General features: G+C 46.2%; 2 protein-coding genes (1 of these 2 running past the window's edge). Both read left to right on the forward strand.

All coding sequences use genetic code 11. The features are described 5' to 3' along the window. A protein-coding gene (gene pksL, locus AC07VD_RS09780) for a polyketide synthase PksL (protein ID WP_494721718.1) crosses the window boundary here: on the forward strand, nucleotides 1-9,998 show its 3' portion. The gene continues 3,616 nt to the left of window position 1, outside the view; only the last 9,998 of its 13,614 coding nucleotides appear in the window; its start codon lies beyond the left edge, outside the window; the stop codon is at nucleotides 9,996-9,998. Nucleotides 9,999-10,013: 15 nt separating this feature from the next. Next, the gene (pksM, locus tag AC07VD_RS09785) at nucleotides 10,014-22,811 is read left to right on the forward strand and encodes a polyketide synthase PksM (RefSeq protein WP_494721719.1); all 12,798 of its coding nucleotides are present in this window, start codon (nucleotides 10,014-10,016) and stop codon (nucleotides 22,809-22,811) included. Nucleotides 22,812-22,830 lie beyond the last annotated feature (19 nt).

Here is a 22,830-nt window from a genome sequence, read left to right on the forward strand (position 1 = left end):
AAATGGGTATTCATTATGGTGACAGCCACAGAGCGATCGACAGCCTATATGCCGGCGAAAACGGAGTTCTAGTGAAATTGACGATGCCTCCTGTAATCTCTGATACAGAAGACCATTATATTCTGCATCCGAGCATGATAGATTCGGCATTTCAAGCATCTATCGGTTTGAGGCTGGGAGGAGCTACGAGTTTAGAAGACAGAAAGGCAATGCTGCCTTTTGCCATACAGGATGTCCAAATCTTCAAAGGCTGCGAGGCATCTATGTGGGCGCGGATCACATATAGCGAGGGCAGTACAGCTGGGGATCGTATGCAGAAGCTTGATATCGATTTATGCAATGAAGAGGGGCAGGTTTGCGTGCGATTGACGGGCTATTCTGCAAGAGTGTTAGAAATAGATCAAGAAGGTCCTTCTGAAGCGACTGACACGCTATTGTTCGAACATATTTGGGAAGAACGTGCTGCAGAGAGGCAAGAGCTCATAGAGTACGACACGTATAAAGTCGTTGTCTGTGATGTTGGAGAACAAATGGAAAGCCTCCAAAATCATCTTGACTGTACAGTTCTGCAGCATGATACAGAGACAATTGATGAACGGTTTGAAGGTTATGCCATACAGTTATTTGAAGAAATCAAACAGCTAATGCACTCAAAAACAGGGGGACAAACATTCATTCAAGTGGCGGTGCCTGCGTTGGACGAGCCTCAGCTATTAAGCGGCTTAACTGGATTGCTCAAAACGGCTGAACTGGAAAATCCAAAACTGACAGGACAGTTGATCGAAATAGAAACCGGGATGTCAGCTGGTGACCTATTCGAAATATTGGAGGAAAACAGACGCTATCCGCGTGACACGCATATCCGCCACTGGCAAGGGAAGCGATTTGTAAGCAAGTGGAAAGAAGTGTCTGGTGAGCACCTAAGTGCTGACATGCCATGGAAGGATAAAGGCGTGTATCTGATCACAGGCGGTGCGGGCGGTCTTGGATTCATCTTTGCAACTGAAATTGCAAACCAAACGAATGATGCGGTTGTGATCCTGACAGGACGCTCTCCGCTTGATGAAAGGAAGAAGAAGAAGCTTAAAGCCTTACAGAAACTTGGCATCCAAGCGATTTACAGACAAGCTGATCTGGCTGACAAACAAACGGTTGATGCCTTATTAAAAGAAACCCAAAACGTTTATGGAGACTTAGATGGCATCATTCACAGCGCCGGTTTAATAAAAGATAATTTCATTATGAAGAAAAAGAAAGAAGAGGTTCAAACCGTTCTTGCTCCAAAGGTAGCAGGACTGATTCACCTTGACGAAGCAACGAAAGATATTCCGCTCGATTTCTTTATCCTTTTTTCCTCAGGTGCCGGAGCAGTAGGAAGCGCGGGACAGGCTGATTACGCAATGGCCAATGCATTTATGAATGCATTCAGCGAATATCGAAATGGCCAAGCAGAGCTGCACAAGCGTTACGGAAAAACTCTTTCAGTGTGCTGGCCGCTGTGGAAAGACGGGGGCATGCAAATTGATGCGGAAACTGCAAAAATGCTGAAAAGAGAAACAGGCATGGTGGCCATGGAAACAGATCGTGGGATTCAGGCGCTATATCATGGCTGGACGTCAGGAAAGCCGCAAGTGTTAGTTGCTTCCGGTGTTACTGATCGGATTCGTGCATTTTTACATGAAACGGGACATGGCAAAGGCCAATCTCACGATATCAAAAAAAGCAGTCTCAATCAGGAGGCAGAAAAAGCAGACATGATCGGGGAAATTGATGAAGAGATACTAAGAGAAAAAGCGGAGAACTATTTTAAACAGGTGCTTTCTTCGGTGATTAAGCTGCCAGCCGGCCAGATTGATGCTGAAGCTCCTCTCGAGGATTACGGGATCGATTCTATCATGATCATGCATGTAACGGGTCAATTAGAAAAAGGATTCGGTTCTTTGTCCAAGACGTTGTTCTTTGAATATCAGGATATTCGCTCATTAACACGGTATTTTATTGATTCCCGCAGAGAAAAACTGCTGGACATCTTGGGAATTGAAACAGGAAAACCTTCTGTTGAAAGAAAATCAGAACCTGAAATCCCAGTTACCCTAAGAAAGTCTGGATTTCTTCCTTTGCGAGATAAAGAGCAGAAGCAGTTAAGAGAGAAGGAAACGGAAGAAATCGCGATCATCGGTATCTCAGGTCGCTATCCGCAGGCAGACAACATTGATGAATTGTGGGAAAACCTGAGAGACGGTCGAGACTGTATTACTGAAATTCCTGCAGACCGCTGGGATCACAGTCTTTATTATGATGAAGATAAAGACAAGCCTGGAAAAACCTACAGCAAGTGGGGAGGCTTCTTGAAGGATGTAGACAAGTTTGATCCGCAGTTTTTCCATATATCGCCGCGTGAGGCAAAATTAATGGACCCGCAAGAGCGTTTATTTTTGCAGTGCGTGTATGAAACGATGGAAGACGCAGGCTATACAAGAGAGCACCTCGGCCGTAAGCGTGATGCTGAGCTTGGCGGAAGCGTCGGTGTTTACGTCGGTGTCATGTACGAAGAATATCAGCTGTACGGGGCACAAGAGCAGGTGCGGGGAAGGTCTCTGGCTTTAACGGGAAATCCATCATCCATCGCGAACCGGGTATCTTATTATTTTGATTTTCACGGACCGAGTATTGCTTTAGACACCATGTGTTCTTCTTCTTTAACGGCTATCCACTTGGCCTGCCAAAGCCTGCAGCGCGGAGAGTGTGAGGCGGCATTCGCGGGCGGCGTGAATGTGTCAATCCATCCAAATAAATATTTGATGCTCGGGCAGAACAAATTTATGTCCAGCAAAGGCCGATGTGAAAGCTTCGGACAGGGCGGAGACGGCTATGTGCCGGGGGAAGGCGTTGGAGCAGTGCTTCTGAAGCCATTGTCTAAAGCAGTTGAAGATGGTGATCACATTTATGGAATCATTAAGGGGACAGCCATCAACCACGGGGGAAAAACAAACGGGTACTCAGTGCCCAATCCGAATGCCCAAGCAGATGTCATCAAAAAGGCGTTTGTGGAAGCGAAGGTTGATCCGCGGACAGTCAGTTACATCGAAGCCCACGGCACGGGAACCTCTCTCGGTGATCCTATTGAAATCACAGGGCTGTCCAAAGTGTTTACGCAAGAAACCGATGACAAACAATTTTGTGCAATAGGGTCAGCCAAATCAAATATCGGGCACTGTGAGAGTGCGGCAGGTATCGCAGGAGTAACGAAGGTATTGCTCCAAATGAAATACAGGCAGCTTGCGCCTTCCCTGCATTCAAACGTGCTGAACCCGAATATTGATTTCCTTAACTCGCCGTTTAAAGTACAGCAAGAGCTAGAAGAGTGGAAGAGGCCGATCATCAGTGTCAATGGCAAAGACATCGAATTACCGAGAATCGCAGGAGTCTCTTCATTTGGTGCCGGAGGTGTGAACGCCCATATTTTAATAGAAGAGTATGCTCCGGAACCTGTGGAGGAGCGTTTACCAGCGAGGAAACAGCCGGCTGTCATTGTGCTCTCAGCAAAAAATGAGGAAAGACTTCAGAAACGCGCGGAGCGATTGCTGCATGCCATTCGTGAACAAACATATGTTGAAGCAGATTTACACCGAATTGCCTATACGCTGCAAGTCGGCCGGGAAGCGATGAACGAACGGCTGGCGTTCGTTGCGGAAACGATGCAGGAGCTTGAAGAAAAGCTGTATGAATGTATCTCCGGAACAGAAAATCGTGAATATGTCTATCGCGGACAAGTAAAGAGCAACAAAGAAGCCATTGCTGCTTTTGCTGCTGATGAGGATATGTCAAAAACAATTGAGGCATGGCTGCAAAAAGGAAAATATGCGAAGGTTTTAGACCTGTGGGTAAGAGGTTTGCGAATCGACTGGAGCACGCTTTATCAGAATCAAAAACCGCGGCGTATCAGTTTACCTGTCTATCCTTTCGCAAGAGATCGCTATTGGATAGACGTACATGCAATGGCTGAGGAAAAAAGAACGGAGGAGCCATTCGTTCCGGTACAGCCTGTCCTTCCAAAGCCGTCTGTAACCAGAGAAGCCAGCAGCAAGCCTGCCAATATTACGTTACAGCCTTTAATGACCAATCAGGATCGTTTAGAGCGTGTTCCATCAGATACAGAAACAGAGACGATCACGGCGGAAGCCTTGTGCGATGAACTGACAGCGGGCTTAGCGGAAGTGCTGTACATGGACCAAAACGAGATTGATCCAGACGAAGCATTCATAGATATCGGTATGGACTCGATTACCGGGCTCGAATGGATAAAAGCAATAAATAAACAGTATGGCACATCACTAAATGTCACAAAGGTATATGATTATCCGACAACACGTGATTTCGCTGTTTACTTAGCACACGAGTTAAGCACACAGGCTGGGGAGAAAAAACAAACGGAGACGTACACGCCGATCAGACAAAAAACAGCGGTACCTGCTGCTAAACCGGCTAATATATCTCTGCAGCCGTTAGAACATCATCAGCCAGTGCAAGAGGAGGCTGAAGAAACGATTCAATATGCAGCGGCAGAAATATCTGCATCAAGACAATATACTGTAGCAATTGAAACGCTGCATGAAAACTTGAGGGAAAGCATAGCAGACGTGTTATACATGGAGCCATACGAGGTGGATATTGACGAAGCGTTCATAGATATCGGAATGGACTCGATTACCGGACTCGAATGGATAAAAGCGGTGAACAAGCAATACGGAACGTCACTTACGGTAACCAGAGTATATGATTATCCAACGATACGTGATTTTGCCGAAATGCTAAAGTCCGAGCTTGGAACTCATCTTGATAGAAAGATAGAGCATACTGACTCTTTCGAAGCAGCCCAGCAAAAGCCAGCAGCATCATCTAATCCAAAGCCGGCAGAACGGCCCCTTCAGCCTGTTCAACATCCAATAAAGAAAGAACATGTGAAGAAAACGGTTCCTGTTCATCAAGACCGCCCGGAGGATGCGATAGCGATTGTCGGGATGTCGGGAAGATACCCGGGCGCTCGTAATGTAAGAGAGTACTGGGATAACCTGGTTCATGCGAGAAATGCCATTCGGGACATTCCAACATCACGGTGGGATGTAGACAAATACTATGATCCTGTCCTCAACAAAAAAGGGAAAGTCTACTGCAAATCAATGGGGATGCTGGATGATATTGAACATTTTGATCCATTGTTTTTTAATATTCCGCCATCAGAAGCGGAATTGATGGACCCGCAGCATCGAATCTTTTTGCAGGAAGGCTATAAAGCCTTTGAGGATGCCGGATATAATGCCCGAACATTAAATGAGAAAAAATGCGGCGTTTATCTTGGGATTATGAGCAATGAATATGGAGTTATGCTGAATCGGCAGGCAAGAGCAAATGCCACCGGGAACAGCTTTGCGATCGCTGCGGCGCGTATTCCGTATTTTCTTAATTTAAAAGGGCCAGCGATTCCTATTGATACCGCATGTTCATCTTCATTGGTCGGCACACATTTAGCGCGCCAGGCACTTATAAACAAAGAAATTGATATGGCGCTGGTCGGCGGGGTCAGCTTATACCTGACGCCGGAATCTTACATGAGTATGTGTGAGGCCGGCATGCTTTCACCTGATGGACAATGTAAAGCATTTGACAATAGCGCGAATGGTTTTGTGCCCGGCGAGGGTGCGGGTGCGCTGGTTCTGAAAAGGCTGAAAGATGCGGAAGCGGACCGTGACCATATTTATGGCATTATCATTGGCTCGGGTATTAATCAGGACGGGAAAACAAACGGAATCACGGCACCGAGTGCAAAAAGCCAAATGGATCTGGAAAGAGACATATATGAAACATACGGCATACATCCTGAGAGTATCAGTTATGTCGAGATGCACGGCACAGGAACAAAACAAGGCGATCCAATTGAATTAGAAGCTCTGTCCACCGTATTTCAAGAAAAAACAGACAAAAAGCAGTTTTGCGCAATCGGTTCCGTCAAAAGCAATATTGGCCATACATCCGCGGCGGCAGGAGTAGCCGGGGTTCAAAAAGTGTTATTGTGCATGAATCATAAAACACTTGTGCCGACATTGAACTTCACGACACCGAATGAGCATTTTGAATTTGAGCATTCTCCTTTATACGTAAATACGGAGCTTAAGCCTTGGGAAACGGGTGATGGAAAACCGCGGAGAGCATGTGTGAGCTCTTTCGGATATAGCGGAACGAATGCCCATATTGTGATAGAGGAATATCAGCCTGACAAGAGGAACGATCCATTAACAAAGCAGCACCGCTCAGCATTATTTGTACTTTCAGCGAAAAAAGAGAAGCAATTGAAGGCCTATGCGGAAGCAATGAAAGATTTCGTAACTTCCAATGAAGATATCGATCTGGAGGATATGGCATACACGCTTCAGACGGGCCGGGAAGCAATGGATTATCGCATGGCGTTTTTGGCGGATTCGAGAGAAATGCTGATCAAAGCTTTAGATGATTATTTGGCTGAAATGCCGAACGGCAGCATATTTGCTGCTCACGTGAAAACGAAGAAGAGCGAAATCAAGCTGTTTGAAACGGATCATGATGCCAAAGCATTGCTGCAAACATGGATAGAGAAAAAAAGGCTGGAGAAAGTAGCGGAACTATGGGTGAAAGGGCTGCAGATAGATTGGAACAAGCTTTATGGGGAATACACGCCTCGCCGAATCAGCCTACCTGCTTATCCGTTCGCGGAAGAGTATTACTGGCTGCCAACTCAAGAAGGTGAACCCGAAACCATTGCTACAGCTCTGCCTCAATCCGAACTGATGCCAAAGCGCTGCTTTCTGCGTAAACAGTGGCAGCCTTGTCCGATTGAACCGGCAGAAATGACGAATCAAACCGTCGCCATTTTGGCAAATGAGGAGACAATGGCATTAGCGGAAGAGCTTTCGACGTATTTCTCGACATACCGTATATTTGACAGCCAAGAGCTGGATCGGGTATCTGCTGCTGACTATGAACACGTTGCTGGAGCAATCGATCTGATCGGGTGCGGAACGAGCCATGAGCATTCTATGGGCTGGATAAACTGGCTCCAAAAGCTGATCGAGCAAGGACGTGCAAGCAAGCATCATTTGACGATCTTGGGTGTAACAAAGGGGCTGGAGGCCTACGCAAATGAAGGTGTTCTTTTGTCTGGTGCTTCACGGGCCGGTTTATACCGCATGCTTCAAAGTGAGTACAGCCATCTTACTTCAAGACATGCAGATATGGAATGCGAAGCCTCTCATGAGGAGCTGGCCAGACTGATTGCAGTTGAATATTATGCCAAGAGCACAGAATCAGAAGTCTGTTATCGAAACGGACAGCGATATCGCGCATATTTGGCAGAGCAGCCAGCAGAAGCCGCTCTTAGTCATAAGCAAGTATCGTTTTCAACAGACAAAGTCCTGCTTATTACAGGCGGGACAAGAGGTCTCGGCTTGCTGTGTGCGCGGCATTTTGTGAAAACATACGGCGTTAAGCGGCTGGTCCTTATCGGCCGTGAAGAGCTTCCGCCGCGTGACCAGTGGAATTCGGTAAAAATTTCCTCGCTTTCCGAGAAAATAAAAGCCGTTCAAGAGCTAGAAGACATGGGTGCGCAAGTTCAGGTGCTGTCTCTGGATCTCACAGACAGGGTTGCTGTCGAACAGAGCCTGAAGACAATACACGAAACAATGGGGGCGATTGGCGGAGTCATCCATTGTGCCGGGATGGTGAACAAACAAAACCCGGCTTTTATCAGAAAATCACTAGAAGAGATCGGACAGGTGCTTGAACCGAAAGTTGAAGGTCTGCAAACGTTGTTTGACCTGCTTCAGGATGAACCATTGGCGTTTTTCACCTTGTTTTCATCAGTATCAGCGGCCATCCCTGCACTAGCAGCAGGACAAGCTGATTACGCGATAGCAAATGCTTTTATGGATTATTTTGCGGAGGCTCATCAAGATAAATGTCCCATTGTAAGCATTCAGTGGCCTAACTGGAAGGAGACCGGTTTAGGCGAGGTTCGAAGCAAAGCTTTAGAACAAACTGGATTGATCAGTTTGACAAACGACGAGGGATTACAGCTGCTTGACCAGATTCTATCAGACAGACAGTATGCTGTCGTGCTGCCGGCAGTACCAGATACAAACGTTTGGAAGCCGGATAAGCTGATGCAGCCGTCACTGCCTGTCGAAGCTCTCTCGCATCCTGAGACGAAAGAGCAAACCGGCACTCGCAACCTGTTCCCTGAAACAGTCGACTGGCTCGTAACTCTTTTTTCAGATGAACTGAAAATAGCTGCAGAAGACTTTGAAACGGATGAACCTTTCCAAGAATACGGAATCGACTCGATTATATTGGCCCAGCTGGTACAGCAGATGAACCAACAATTAAATGGAGATATTGATCCGTCAATTTTGTTTGAATACCCGACAATAGAATCCTTTGCACACTGGCTCATTTCGAAATATGACATATCAGCTGTTTTACAGCCATCTGTTTCTGAGAAACAGACACCTGTCAAGCCGCAATCAGCAATGAAACAGAAGCCGGTGCCAGAACAGCGGCCGCAACAGATAAGCCATGAAAAAACGGCACTTCTTGCTGAGGCCATCGCTATCATCGGTCTTAGTTGCAGGTTCCCGGGAGCAGAAACCCTAGAGGAATACTGGGATTTAATACGTGATGGACGGTCTGCGATTGCGCCTGTTCCGCCTGAACGATTCGGGAACTCCAGCTCGAATTACGCGGGCCTCATTGATGAAATGAACCGATTTGATCATGATTTCTTCATGATGTCCGAAAACGATGTCAGAGCGATGGACCCTCAAGCTTTGGCTGTATTGGAGGAAAGCTTGAAGCTGTGGTATCACGCCGGTTATACAGAGAAAGAAGTGAAAGGCATGAGGGCTGGTGTTTATATAGGAGGCCGCAGCCAGCACAAGCCTGATCCGGCCAGTCTTTCAAAAGCAAAAAATCCGATAGTCGCTGGCGGACAAAACTATTTAGCGGCTAACATTTCACAATTTTTTGACTTGAAGGGACCGAGTATTGTCCTGGATACCGCTTGTTCCTCTGCACTGGTGGGGCTGAATATGGCCATTCAGGCTCTGCGAAGCGGAGATATTGAGGCAGCGGTTGTAGGCGGCGTCAGTTTGCTTGATGCTGATGCGCATCGAATGTTTCATGAGCGCGGACTTTTATGTGACAAACCGTCATTCCATATTTTTGATAAGCGGGCAGACGGTGTCATTTTAGGAGAAGGCGTGGGCATGGTTCTCGTCAAAACCGTCAGCCAAGCGCTTGAAGACGGAGATTCCATATATGCAGTCATTAAAGCCGCTGCGATTAATAATGACGGAAGAACGGCAGGCCCATCATCTCCGAATCTCGAGGCACAAAAGGACGTCATGCTGTCAGCGCTTGAAAAAAGCGGCAAAAAGACTGAAGAGATCAGCTATCTCGAAGCGAACGGATCGGGGTCGGCAGTAACAGATTTACTTGAATTAAAGGCAATCCAGTCCATTTACCGTTCTGAATCAAAGGCTCCGTTGGGGCTGGGATCGGTGAAACCTAACATCGGCCATCCATTATGTGCAGAGGGGATTGCGAGCCTGATTAAAGTAGCTTTAATGCTGAAGCATAGACAATTGGTTCCGTTCCTGTCAGGTAATGAAAATATGCCGTATTTTGATATAGAAAAAACAGATTTGTATTTCAGCAGATCGCAAGCCGAGTGGAAGGAGACAACGCCGGCTGCGGCAATTAATTGTTTTGCAGATGGCGGAACGAACGCCCATCTCATTATAGAAGCCTGGAATGAATCGGTTGCTCGTCCAATTAGAAGAAAACCTCTGCCTTTGCCGGAATTAAATAGGCAGCCCGTTTTAATCAAACCATCAGCTCAAAACGTGCAGGAAAAAGTGCATTCAGACACAGGGGCTTCTAAAGATATGTTTTGGAAAACTTTCAAATAAGAGAGGAGTGGGAAAATGATAACTGAACAACTGCACATTTCATTAAATAATCCAATCATGTCCAACCACAAGGTATATGGACAAGCGTTATTACCCGGCCTTGCTTATATAGATTTAATCTACCAAGTATTCCAGGAACATGGTTATGCATACCAAGAGCTTGAATTAAAAAACCTGACCATTTTTTACCCTTTGATCGCAGATGAGTCATATGACATTGCCCTGACCATTCACGTGTCTGAAAGAAAGGAAGGGACATGGTCCATCATCATCGACGGACAAAAACAGCATGGAGAATCGCTATCTGACAAGAGACAATATGTGACTGCTGACATGCATCGTAAAGAGCAAACCGCTTTTGCCGAATCAATAGACCTTAATCAGTGGAAAAGTACAGCTGACAGGATTCTGAATTTAGATGAAATCTATGAACAATGCCGTTCTCAGGAGTTAGTCCATACCGGCATGATGAAGGCAAAAGGGCGGATTTATGAAACCAAAGAGGGTGCTTTAATTGATTTAGCAGTTGGACAGGAAGCCCTGCGCCATTCTGAAGCTTTTCTGTTTCATCCGACGCTTATTGACGGCAGCGGCATAGGTTCAAGCTGCCTGATCTCAGATCAAACGATGTACCTGCCATTGTATTATGAATCGTTTTCTGCTTCAGAACGATTGCAAAAAGGATGTACAGCACGGATCCTCTCCTCATCTGTGCGCCAAAAGAAAGAGCTCACTTATATGACGATTGAATATTTTAATTCATCAGGACAAAAAGTGGCCGAGCTGAAACAATTTGCAGGCAAGTCTGTACGGAATATGTCAGCCTTTCATTCTCCAAAAGAAATTCAAGAAGAAAGAGCTGCTGTCTCTCAGAACATCAGTCAGGACTATCCCGCATTTGAAATGTATTTGCGTCAGCTGCTTGCTAAGCAGCTTGAAAGGCCGGCAGAACAAATGGATATCCACGCTGGGTACTATGAGCTTGGTCTGGATTCTCCGTCATTGCTTACCATGGTTCAGGAAATTGGAGATAAGGTTGGAGCGGATCTTGCTCCGACACTGCTGTTTGAATTTACAACAATTGCAGAACTAGCTGCTCATCTTGCTGATCACTATTCAATTGGAGAGGCGGACGATGCTGTCCGCCAATCTCCTTCACCAATGAAGGATTCTCCTGATGGTGTTACCTCTTCACCAGAGATCGGGGAGGACATTGCCATTATCGGAATGGCGGGACGCTATCCTAAGGCAAAAAACATACAGGAATTTTGGGAACATCTTAAAGCGGGTACCGACTGCATCACAGAGATTCCAAACTCACGCTGGGAGTGGAAAGAAAACAATGGACAGGATTCACCTGCAGGCAAGCCACTCTCGAAATGGGGCGGGTTTATCGAGGAGGCTGATTGCTTTGATCCTCAATTTTTCAGAATCTCTCCGCGTGAAGCGGAAATGATGGACCCTCAGGAACGGTTATTTTTAGAGACATGCTGGGAAGCTATTGAAGATGCGGGTTATACACCAGAGACAATTGCTTCACCGCAGGGAGAAAATAAAAGACAGCATGTCGGTGTGTTTGCCGGCGTAATGCATAAGGACTATTCCCTTATAGGGGCTGAAGCTCTATCAGAACACAATCCATTTCCTTTATCGCTGAATTATGCGCAAATCGCCAACAGGGTCTCTTACTATTGTAATTTCCACGGCCCAAGCATGGCGGTGGACACGGTCTGCTCTTCCTCATTAACTGCGGTTCATCTGGCAATAGAGAGCATCCGGAATGGAGAATGCGAGGCCGCGCTTGCCGGAGGCGTCAATTTGTCATTGCATCCGGCTAAATATATCAGCTATGGCAGTGTAGGAATGCACTCAAGTGACGGCTATTGCCATACTTTCGGCAAAGACGGAGATGGCTACGTATCTGGAGAAGGTGTCGGGACAGTATTGCTCAAACCGCTGCGAAAAGCTGAACAGGACGGTGACCGAATCTATGCTGTCATCAAAGGAAGTGCGATAAATCATGTAGGAAAAGTAAGCGGAATTACAGTACCGAGCCCGGTAGCTCAAGCTGATGTTATCGAAGCGTGTCTAGAAAAAACAGGAATTGATCCGCGCACCATCAGCTATGTTGAAGCCCATGGCACTGGCACCTCATTGGGAGATCCGATTGAAATACAGGGGTTAGTAAAAGCTTTCAGCCGCAATACGCAGGACAAGCAATTCTGTTCAATCGGTTCTGTTAAATCGAATATTGGCCATGCTGAAGCTGCAGCCGGCATTAGCGGCTTAACGAAGACTGTCCTGCAGCTGCATCATAAAACCTTGGTGCCGTCATTACATTCAGAAGAGCTGAATCCTTATTTGAAGCTTGATCAAACCCCATTTTTTGTCCAGCATGAAACAAAGGAATGGGAGCAGCCATCTTTTACAGAAAACGGGGTGGACGTCACATATCCCCGCCGTGCCGGTTTAAGTTCGTTTGGCGCTTCAGGATCAAATGCGCATCTTATTTTGGAAGAATATATTCCGGCAGAGAGCCATTCAGAGACGATTTTAACGAAAAATGAAGAAATAGTGATACCTTTGTCTGCGAGAAACAAAGATCGTCTGCAGGCTTACGCTCTTAAACTTCTTGATTTTCTTAGCGAGGACGTCAATCTTTTAGCGTTAGCTTATACCATGCAGGCAGGACGGGTTGAAATGGAGGAGCGTGCGGCCTTCATTGTAAAAGACATAAAAGATTTAACGGCTAAACTTCGAGCGTTTGCCAATGGCGAAGAAGAGATCGAGGGCTGCTGGACCGGACAAGCCAAGGAGAATCAGGAGGCGGCTGGGCCAACTTCGGTAAATGCGCTGAATAACAATTTGATAACAGACAGTGAAATGATGGAAATGGCGAAAGCATGGGTTCAAGGAAAGCGGGTCACCTGGGAAGACCTATACGGCGATCGCAAGCCGCTTAAAATCAGTGTTCCGACCTATCCGTTTGCAAGGGAGCGCTACTGGATCCCGGTTCCTGAAATGAAAACCAGCACTGTGAATCATATCTTACATCCGCTGGTGCACCGCAATACATCAGACTTTACTGAGCAGCGCTTTAGCTCTGTATTTACAGGCACGGAATTTTTCCTTTCAGATCATGTTGTAGAGGGACAGAAGATTTTGCCGGGCGTTGCCTATTTAGAAATGGCAAGGGAAGCAGCGGAAAAAGCTGCAGGCGATCTGGACGGCGAACAAAGAGTGGTGTCGCTTAAAGACATTGTGTGGGTGCGTCCTATCACGATAGAAAGTGAACCAAAAGAAATACATATTGGCCTTTTTCCTGAGGATAACGGGGACATTTCCTTTGATATTTATAGCAGCTCTGAACATAAAGAAACCCTGACGATACACTGCCAAGGCCGCGCTGTCATTTCAGATGAAGCGGAGACTTCCATTTTAAACCTTTCATCAATACAGACAGAATGCAGCCTGGACACAGTGACGTCAGAACAATGCTATGCAGCGTTTCGAAAGATTGGGCTTGACTATGGAGAGGGCTATCAAGGGATTGAAAAAGTCTATGTCGGCAAAGATCAATTGCTTGCAAAAATCTCGTTACCCGCTTTTCTAAAAAACGACAAGCAGCATTTTGCGCTCCACCCGAGTTTGATGGATTCCGCGTTCCATGCCACAGTCGGTTTTATCGTTAGCTCAGTCAATGCCGCTGGACAAGCTCAGACGCTGTCTCTTCCATTTGCGTTGCAGGAGGTTGATATTTTCAGCCCATGTCCAGAGAAGATATGGTCTTATATTCGATACAGTTCAGACAGTAAAGCGGAGGACAAAGTCAGAAAGTATGATATTGATTTATGTGATGAGAACGGACATGTTTGTGTGCGAATGAAGGGTGCCTCGATGCGGGCACTTGATGGAGAGCAGCATTCAAAGCCGCAACTATTAACTGATTCTCAGCTGACCGGGCATACGATGATGATCCCTGTCTGGGAACCAGTCTCTTCAGATACGGAGGATAATGCTTCGTTTGCTGGTACACGAGTTGTTTTATGCGGTGCTGCTGAAGCTGATCGGGCATTAATAAAGCATCATTATCCGCAAGTATCCTTTATCGATATCCGGCCTGCAGATGACATTGAGGGAATAGCGGACAAACTGCAAGCGTACGGAAGCATTGACCATGTTTTGTGGATTGCCCCGTCACACCGGGGAAGTATAGGTAGTGATGGACAAGAAGAAGCTGTTCTTCACTTATTTAAGCTTGTGAAAGCATGCCTGCAATTAGGCTATGGCGAGAAACAACTTGAATGGTCTCTTGTGACCGTCCAAGCGCAGCCGGTTACGCAACATGAGGCAGTACAACCCGCTCATGCAAGCATTCATGGGCTTGCCGGCACAATGGCAAAGGAATATCCACACTGGAAAATCCGTCTTCTCGATCTTGAAAAAGGCTGCACATGGCCGGTAAATCACATGTTTGCGCTCCCAGCTGACCGCCTTGGCCATGCTTGGGCCTATCGTAATCAGCAATGGCATCAGCAGCAATTGATCCCATATCGGCACTCACTGTCAGGCGACACGCTATATCGGAAAGGCGGAGTCTATGTGGTCATCGGAGGAGCCGGGTATATCGGAGAGGCGTGGAGTGAGTACATGATCCGCCGCTACCAGGCGCAAATCGTTTGGATTGGGCGAAGTCAACTTAATGCTGCCATCCAGTCAAAAATAGACCGACTTTCGGCGCTTGGCCCTGAGCCTTTCTACATTGCAGCCGATGCAGCCGATAAGCATTCATTGCAGCAGGCTTATGAACAAGTGAAAAAACGTCATCCTCATATTCACGGGATTGTTCACTCTGCGATGGTTTTATTTGAGCAAAGCCTGGAAAAAATGAAGCCGGAAGAATTCACCGCTGGACTGGCGGCGAAGATCGATGTCAGTATTCGGATGGCCCAAGTGTTCCGTCAGGAGAATGTAGATTTTGTTTTATTCTTCTCTTCGCTTGTAGCCCATATCAAAAATGTGAAGCAAAGCCATTATGCCTCTGGCTGTACATTTGCAGATGCTTTTGCTCACCGGCTTTCTCAGAGCTGGGCATGCCCTGTAAAAGTCATGAACTGGGGATATTGGGGGAATAGTGAAGCGGCTGAGGATGAACATTATGTACAACTCATGAATCAAATCGGCTTAGGTTTAATTGAGCCTGCGGAGGCTATGAAGGCGCTGGAAGCACTGCTTTCTGGGCCAGTCAGCCAAACAGCTTTCATTCATACGACAAAGCCTGTAGCAGTCGAAGGCGTGAATCAGAATGAATTCATCACTCTTTATCCAGAGCAACCTTCAGCAGATGCAGAGAGCCTGATGGAGCGTCTGCCGACTACGGGACGATTTCAAAGAGTGACACATGAAGAGCTTGATGATCTTCTTTACAGGCTGTTGTTAGGACAGCTGCAAACAGCCGGGCTGTTTGATGGTTATACATTATCGGTTGAACGTCTTCAACAATATAAGACTCGTGAATTTTATGGAAAATGGATTCGGCAAAGCAGCGAATTTCTCTTGCAGCATGGCTATCTTAAGAAAGTTGGAGATTCATTGGTGAGGAAGGACCAAGCAGAGGATATCGAGCTGCTTTGGCAAGAATGGAACGCGAAAAAAGAAAAGTGGCTTAAAGACAGCGAGACAAAGGCGATGGTTGTATTAGCAGAGGCCATGCTGAAAGCATTACCGGATATTTTGACAGGGAAAGTCCCTGCAACAGATATCATGTTCCCGCATTCCTCGATGGAACTTGTGGAAGGCATTTATAAGCATAACCAAGTGGCAGACTATTTTAATAAAGTGCTTGCCGATACATTATTAGTTTATCTGGATGAACGTCTGAAGCACGACCCTGAGGCATCGATTCGCATTATGGAAATAGGCGCAGGCACAGGCGGCACGAGTGCCGGAATCTTTGAAAAACTGAAACCATATCAAAAGCACATCAATGAATATTGCTATACAGATCTGTCTAAAGCATTTTTGCTGCATGCAGAAAAGGAATATGGGGCGGAAAATCCGTACCTGACATATCAGCTTTTTGATGTGGAAAAACCGATTGATCAGCAGGAATTTGAAGCGGGAGGCTATGATGTCGTCATTGCCGCTAATGTCCTTCACGCAACAAAAAATATCCGTCAAACACTGCGGCATACAAAAGCGGTAATGAAAAACAACGGAATGCTGCTGCTGAATGAAATGGCGGGAAACAGCCTGTTCCCTCACATCACCTTTGGTCTTTTGGAAGGCTGGTGGCTGTATGAAGATCCTGCAGTGCGGATTCCCGGCTGTCCAGGCTTACATCCTGACAGCTGGAAAGCGGCACTTGAAAGCGAAGGCTTTGAATCTGTCTTTTTCCCGGCCGAGGCGGCACATGATCTGAGTCACCAAATCGTCGCAGCCTCAAGCAACGGGCTGGTTCGACGTATGATGAAAAATGTGATCTTGCCGGAGAAGGTTGTTTCACAAGCGTCTAATCAGGAGCCAGCCTACATTCATACCATAGATTCAGAGGAAGCTGGACAATCGAAACATGCTCTCCTAAGAGAAAAAAGCACAGAATATATGAAAAAACTAATCGGGGAAACGTTGAAAATTCCTGCAGGAAAGATTGAGTCATCTGAACCGCTTGAAAAGTACGGTATTGATTCTATCGTTGTTGTCCAGCTGACGAATACATTGCGTAAAGAATTTGACCATGTAAGCAGCACTTTATTTTTCGAGTACCAGACCATTGACGCATTAGTGGAGCATTTCATCAAAACAAAAACAGAAGCGCTGATGAAATTAACAGGTCTTGACCGTCAAGTTCAACAACAGACACCGGCCGAAAGCAGAACCCAATCTTCACAGAAACCTGATCAGGCCGCTAAAAGAACACGGCGCTATCGCAAGCTTGGCTTCAGCGGGGAGAAAGAAACACCGACAAACACTCTTGCAAGCCGTGACGTTGCCGTTATCGGCATTTCTGGACGCTATCCTCAGGCGGAAACAGCAGAAGACTTTTGGAATAACCTAAAAGAAGGAAGAAATTGTATTGAGGAAATTCCGAAAGATCGCTGGGATTGGAAAGCTTATTACGATAAAGAAAAAGGAAAAGAAGGATCAATTTATACGAAATGGGGCGGATTTATCAAGGATATGGACAAGTTTGATCCATTATTCTTTCAGATTTCTCCGCTTGAGGCAGAAAGAATGGACCCTCAGGAGCGATTATTTCTGCAAACCGCTTATGCAAGTATTGAAGACGCGGGATACACGCCTGACTCGCTCTGTTCAAGCAGAAAAATCGGCGTCTTTGCCGGGGTCATGAACAAAAATTATCCGACCGGCTACGGCTATTGGTCTATCGCCAACAGAATATCCTATTTACTGAATTTCCAAGGCCCGAGTCTTGCAGTCGATACAGCCTGCTCATCATCCCTGACAGCGATTCATTTAGCGCTGGAAAGCATTTATAGCGGATCGAGTGATTGTGCCATTGCCGGCGGTGTCAATTTAGTTGTCGACCCGGTTCACTATCAGAATTTATCTGTCATGAATATGCTCTCTGCTAGTGATACATGTAAATCATTCGGCGATGATGCAGATGGATTTGTCGACGGTGAAGGCGTAGGCGCCATTGTGTTAAAGCCGCTGCAGCAAGCAATAGCGGACGGTGACCATATTTACGGTGTGATAAAGGCAAGTGCCATTAATAGCGGAGGAAAAACAAATGGATACACGGTTCCAAATCCTCATGCACAGGCACAGGTGATTAAAGAAGCAATGGAGCGCGCCGACATTCCTGCCCGAACCATCAGTTATTTAGAGGCGCATGGAACAGGCACTGCATTAGGAGATCCGATTGAGATAGCGGGGTTAACAAAAGCATTCGAGAAAGATACGCAGGAGAAACAGTTTTGTGCGATCGGCTCCAGCAAATCAAATATCGGTCATTGTGAAAGTGCAGCCGGAATTGCAGGGCTGACAAAAATACTTTTTCAGTTTAAATATGGCAAAATTGCGCCATCATTGCATGCTCAGCGGTTGAATCCGAACATCGAGTTCAGCCATACGCCATTTGTCGTTCAGCAGCAACTTGGTGAATGGAAACGCCCGGTGATTGGCGGGCAAGAGGTGCCTAGGCGCGCTGGCTTGAGCAGTTTTGGCGCCGGAGGGTCCAATGCCCATATCATCCTGGAAGAATATATTCCAAGAACGGGGGCGCAAACGCCGAAAGACCATCCTCCAGCGATGATTGTGCTGTCGGCCAAAAACATGGAACGCTTGCAAGAAAAAGCGGAACAGCTGCTTACAGCCATCAAACAAAAAAGGTACCGCGAAACAGACCTGATCAGGATCGCCTATACCTTGCAAACGGGCCGTGAAGCAATGGAAGAACGGCTGGCCTTTATAGCGGAATCACTAGAGGATCTTGAGAGAAAGCTGAACGATTTTATCGAAAACAAAGCAGACAGCCTGTATCTGGATCGCATCGATGATAACAAAAAAGCGTTAGCAGTTTTATCAGCGGATGAGGATACGGAAAAAATCATAGAAGCATGGATGAGCAAAGGGAAATACACGAAACTGCTGGATCTTTGGGTGAAAGGCTTGTCTTTCGACTGGGGCATGCTGTACGGCACCCAAACGCCTGTCCGGATCAGTCTTCCGGCATATCCATTTGCAAAAGAACGTTACTGGGCACCAGGCGCGGCAAAGGCTCCGGCGTCTATAGAACAGGATCATGATCAGCAAACAGAAGAACCTTTCAAGGTTATGACTTTTCAAGAAGTGTGGAAAGAAGAGCCGGCGACTTTCACATCGAAACGTATCAAAACGCTCATCTGTTTTCTGACTGAAAGAGAAAAGCAAAACGCATTTGCTTCAGCCCTGAAAAACGTTGATCAAGATACCAAGGTCATTTTTATATCACAGGGCGAAGTGTACAGCAAACAGTCTGAATATAGCTACCAGATTGTGCGGCAAGAACCCGTTACTTTTGAAAAGGCCTTCCAGAGCATTAAAGAAGAACTTGGAGAGCCAGATGCAATCCTCTATATGTGGCCTATGGAAGACAAGCGCTGTATAAAGGACCATTCCTGTATTGTTTACCTATTACAAGGTATGTCCGCAGCAAAGCTTCATCCTTCACGGCTGCTGCTGGCAGGATGTTTTGAAGATGGTCTTGACCGAAGCTATCTGGAATCATGGATTGGCTTCGAACGTTCACTCGGGCTTGTCCTTCCGCATACAAAAGTGACTGGAATCTTTCAGCCGGCGGAACAAGGATCGATGGATGATTGGACACGTAAAATATGGGCAGAATTACAGGCTTCAGCTGAACAAACGGTTTTGTATCAGAATCTGAAACGATATGTAAATCACATTGAACAGACAACGTTACAACCGGACGACAGCAAATTGAAGTCTGGCGGTACTTACCTGATTACAGGCGGTGTAGGAGGGCTTGGTTATTTATTTGCCAAGCATTTGGCCAAAAACTATGCCGCAAACCTGATTTTGACAGGGAGGTCGCCTTTTAATGATGAGAAGCAAAAGCAAATAAAAGAATTAAAGGATCTAGGCGGCGAAGCGATGTATGCAGAAGCAGATGTGTCTGATCCTATCGCAATGGGAGACTGCGTAAAAAGAGGGAAAGACCGATTCGGTGCCATCAACGGTGTTATTCATGCAGCCGGAATCGAGAGCGACTCTGCTATTTTTGACAAAAAGATCGAAAGCTTCCAGCGCATCATTGAACCGAAAATCAACGGCACGATAGCGCTTGATGAATGGCTTAAAAATGAAGACCTTGATTTTATGTGTTATTTTTCTTCTTCTTCTGCGGTTTTAGGGGATTTTGGATGTTGTGATTATGCGATTGGCAATAGGTTTCAGATGGCTTACGCACAATACAGAAATGAGCTGCATAACGGTAAAACGTTTGTCATCAACTGGCCTGTGTGGAAGGATGGCGGAATGAAGATCGGTGATGAGGAAACAACGGATATGTACCTGAAATCAAGCGGCCAACGCTTCCTAGAAGCCGAGGAAGGTATCCGTATGTTTGAGCACATCCTAGCTCAGCAGGATGCTCAGCATCTCGTGATAGCCGGTCAGCCCAGCCGTGTCAGCAGATTTTTAGGAATGACTGAACCAGCTATTCCAGAACCGGCCACTCAAGCCCCTCTAGCACAAGAAAACAAGGATGAGGTAAAAACACTAAGCATTGAAAAGCGTTTAGAACACGACTTGAAAGAGCATATTCACACATTGCTTAAGATTTCAAAGGACAGGCTGAATTTGAACAAAAATTGGGCCGACTTCGGATTTGATTCGATCTATTTGGCTAAATTTTCGAATGTGTTATCAAAGCATTTCAACATCGAAGTGACACCGGCTTTATTTTTCGGCTATTCGACTTTACAAGAATTGATCGGCTTTTTCTTAACCGATCATAAAGAGCTGATTGAAGCATTTTACCGGGATGATGCATCAGAGGCGCAAAAGCCCCCTGAAGCTTATGCAGCAATTCCTGTAGCTCCAGAACCGGAAACCAGTAAACAAAGCATTCGGCAGGTTCACGATGAGCCTATTGCCATTATCGGCATGAGCGGCAGGTTCCCTCAAGCTGATTCGGTCCATGAGCTGTGGGATAATCTGAAAAACGGTAAATCGTGTATCTCTGACATTCCGGGCGAACGCCGGGAATGGGGGAGAGCTAACAGAGATCCAGAAAAAGCAGTGCCAAGGTGGGGTGCATTTTTGAAGGACATAGACCGGTTTGATCCGCTGTTTTTTCAAATATCGCCTAAAGAAGCCGAAAGCATGGATCCGCGCCAGCGCATTTTTCTAGAGGAAGCATGGCACACGTTTGAAGACGCCGGCTATATGGGAGATCGGATAAAAGGAAAATCCTGCGGTGTTTATGTAGGTGTGGAAGAAGGGGAATATGCGCATCTAACCGGAGATACGGATTACATTAACGGAACACAAAACGCCACGTTGTCTGCGAGAATCGCATACGCATTGGATTTAAAAGGGCCTAATATGGCTTTGACAGCAGCATGTTCATCTGGACTTGTGGCGATTCACCAGGCATGTTCAGCTCTGCGTCAGGGGGATTGTGAAATGGCTTTAGCCGGCGGCGTCAGCTTGAATATTTCTCACATGTCTTTTGAGGCGCTGACAAGGGCCGAAATGCTGTCTCCGAACGGACAATGCAAAGTGTTTGACCAGGATGCCAATGGTCTTGTGCCAGGTGAAGCGGTGGCTGCTGTTCTCTTGAAACCATTATCAAAGGCAATTGAAGATAAAGATCATATTTATGGCTGCATCAAGGCCAGCGGCGTGAATTACGATGGCAAAACCAACGGCATTACTGCGCCAAATCCTTTTAGCCAGGCAGAATTGATCGAAAACATTTATGAAAAAAATGAAATCAATCCGCTCGATATTCAATATGTGATGGCGCACAGTACCGGCTCGAATCTTGGTGATCCGCTTGAGGTCCAAGCGTTAACGAGCGTGTTCAGCAAATATACGAAGCAGAAGCAATTCTGTATGATCAGCTCAATTAAACCTTTAATCGGACACACATTTGCAGCGTCAGGAACGGTTGCTTTAATCAGTATGCTGATGGCTATGAAAAACCAGATCATTCCGGCCACTCATCACTGTGAATCGGAAAACCCGTATATTCCGTTTAAAGAAAGCCCATTTGTGCTTTGCAAAGAAAACCGTTCGTGGATCAGGAAAAATCAGAAGCCGAGGATGGGAACGATCAGCACGACTGGAATCAGCGGCACCAATGCACATGCAGTCATTGAAGAATACATTCCGGATGATCAGCCGTCCACACAGCGGCATCAAGGGTCACCGCAGGTCATCGTGCTTTCAGCCCAAAATGACGATCGGCTTCAGGATGCTGCCTGCCGCATGATTGCGTATCTGGAGCAGAATCATAACTTTTCTTTACCTGATGTGGCATATACGCTTCAGGTTGGGAGAAAAGCCATGGAAGCAAGGCTAGCGATCGTTGCAAACAATCAGGAGCAATTGGTGCGAAAATTGAAGGAATATGTGGAAGCAATGAAGAATGGTGGGATATCGGGCCAACAGAGATCCCTTTATACAGGATATACAGAAGGGATATTAGAAGAACAAGATGAAGCAGTTCTGCAGGCTCTCGCAAAAGAAAGAAATTTGGAAAACATCGCGGAATGCTGGGTGAAAGGATATCAGATTCCTTGGGAACTCCTTCATGATGGCGATCACGTTCGAATGGTTTCTTTACCTGGTTATCCATTTGCAAGGGAGCGGTATTGGGTTTCGTCAGGCACCCAGCAATCAGTGGCCGTTAAACAGCATTCACAAGATATGAAAACAGAGATTGACGAGCCGAATGGCAAAACCCATATTCAAAAGATCATTGTTCAATTTTTAGCACGAGAATTGGGCATATCTGAGGATCGAATCAATTTCAAAAGAAACTTTTTGGATTATGGGATGGATTCAATTCTTGGCCGAAAATTGATGCGGCATATCGAAAAAACCACGCAGCTGAAGATGGCCGGTCGGGAAATCCTTGAATGTCAGACAGTCCAAGCTCTATCTGACCATTTGGCCTTAAAAGCGGAAAAACAAAATCATAGCGCAGCAGCACATCACATAAAGGGCACGTATACAGACGAGCAAATCATCGGATTGATGCAAGAGGTGGCGCTAGGGAAATTGGATTTTAAGAGTGTGCAAAACATCATAGAAGGGAGTAAATCGTATGAATCATAAAGAAATTCTCGATGCCTTC

The sequence above is a fragment of the Bacillus sp. GW821-FHT01G09 genome, from assembly GCF_059422205.1.

Bases quoted from the DNA above. Each gene is read 5' to 3' on its own strand.
- pksM (WP_494721719.1), top strand. From the start codon at position 10,014: ATGATAACTGAACAACTGCACATTTCATTAAATAATCCAATCATGTCC.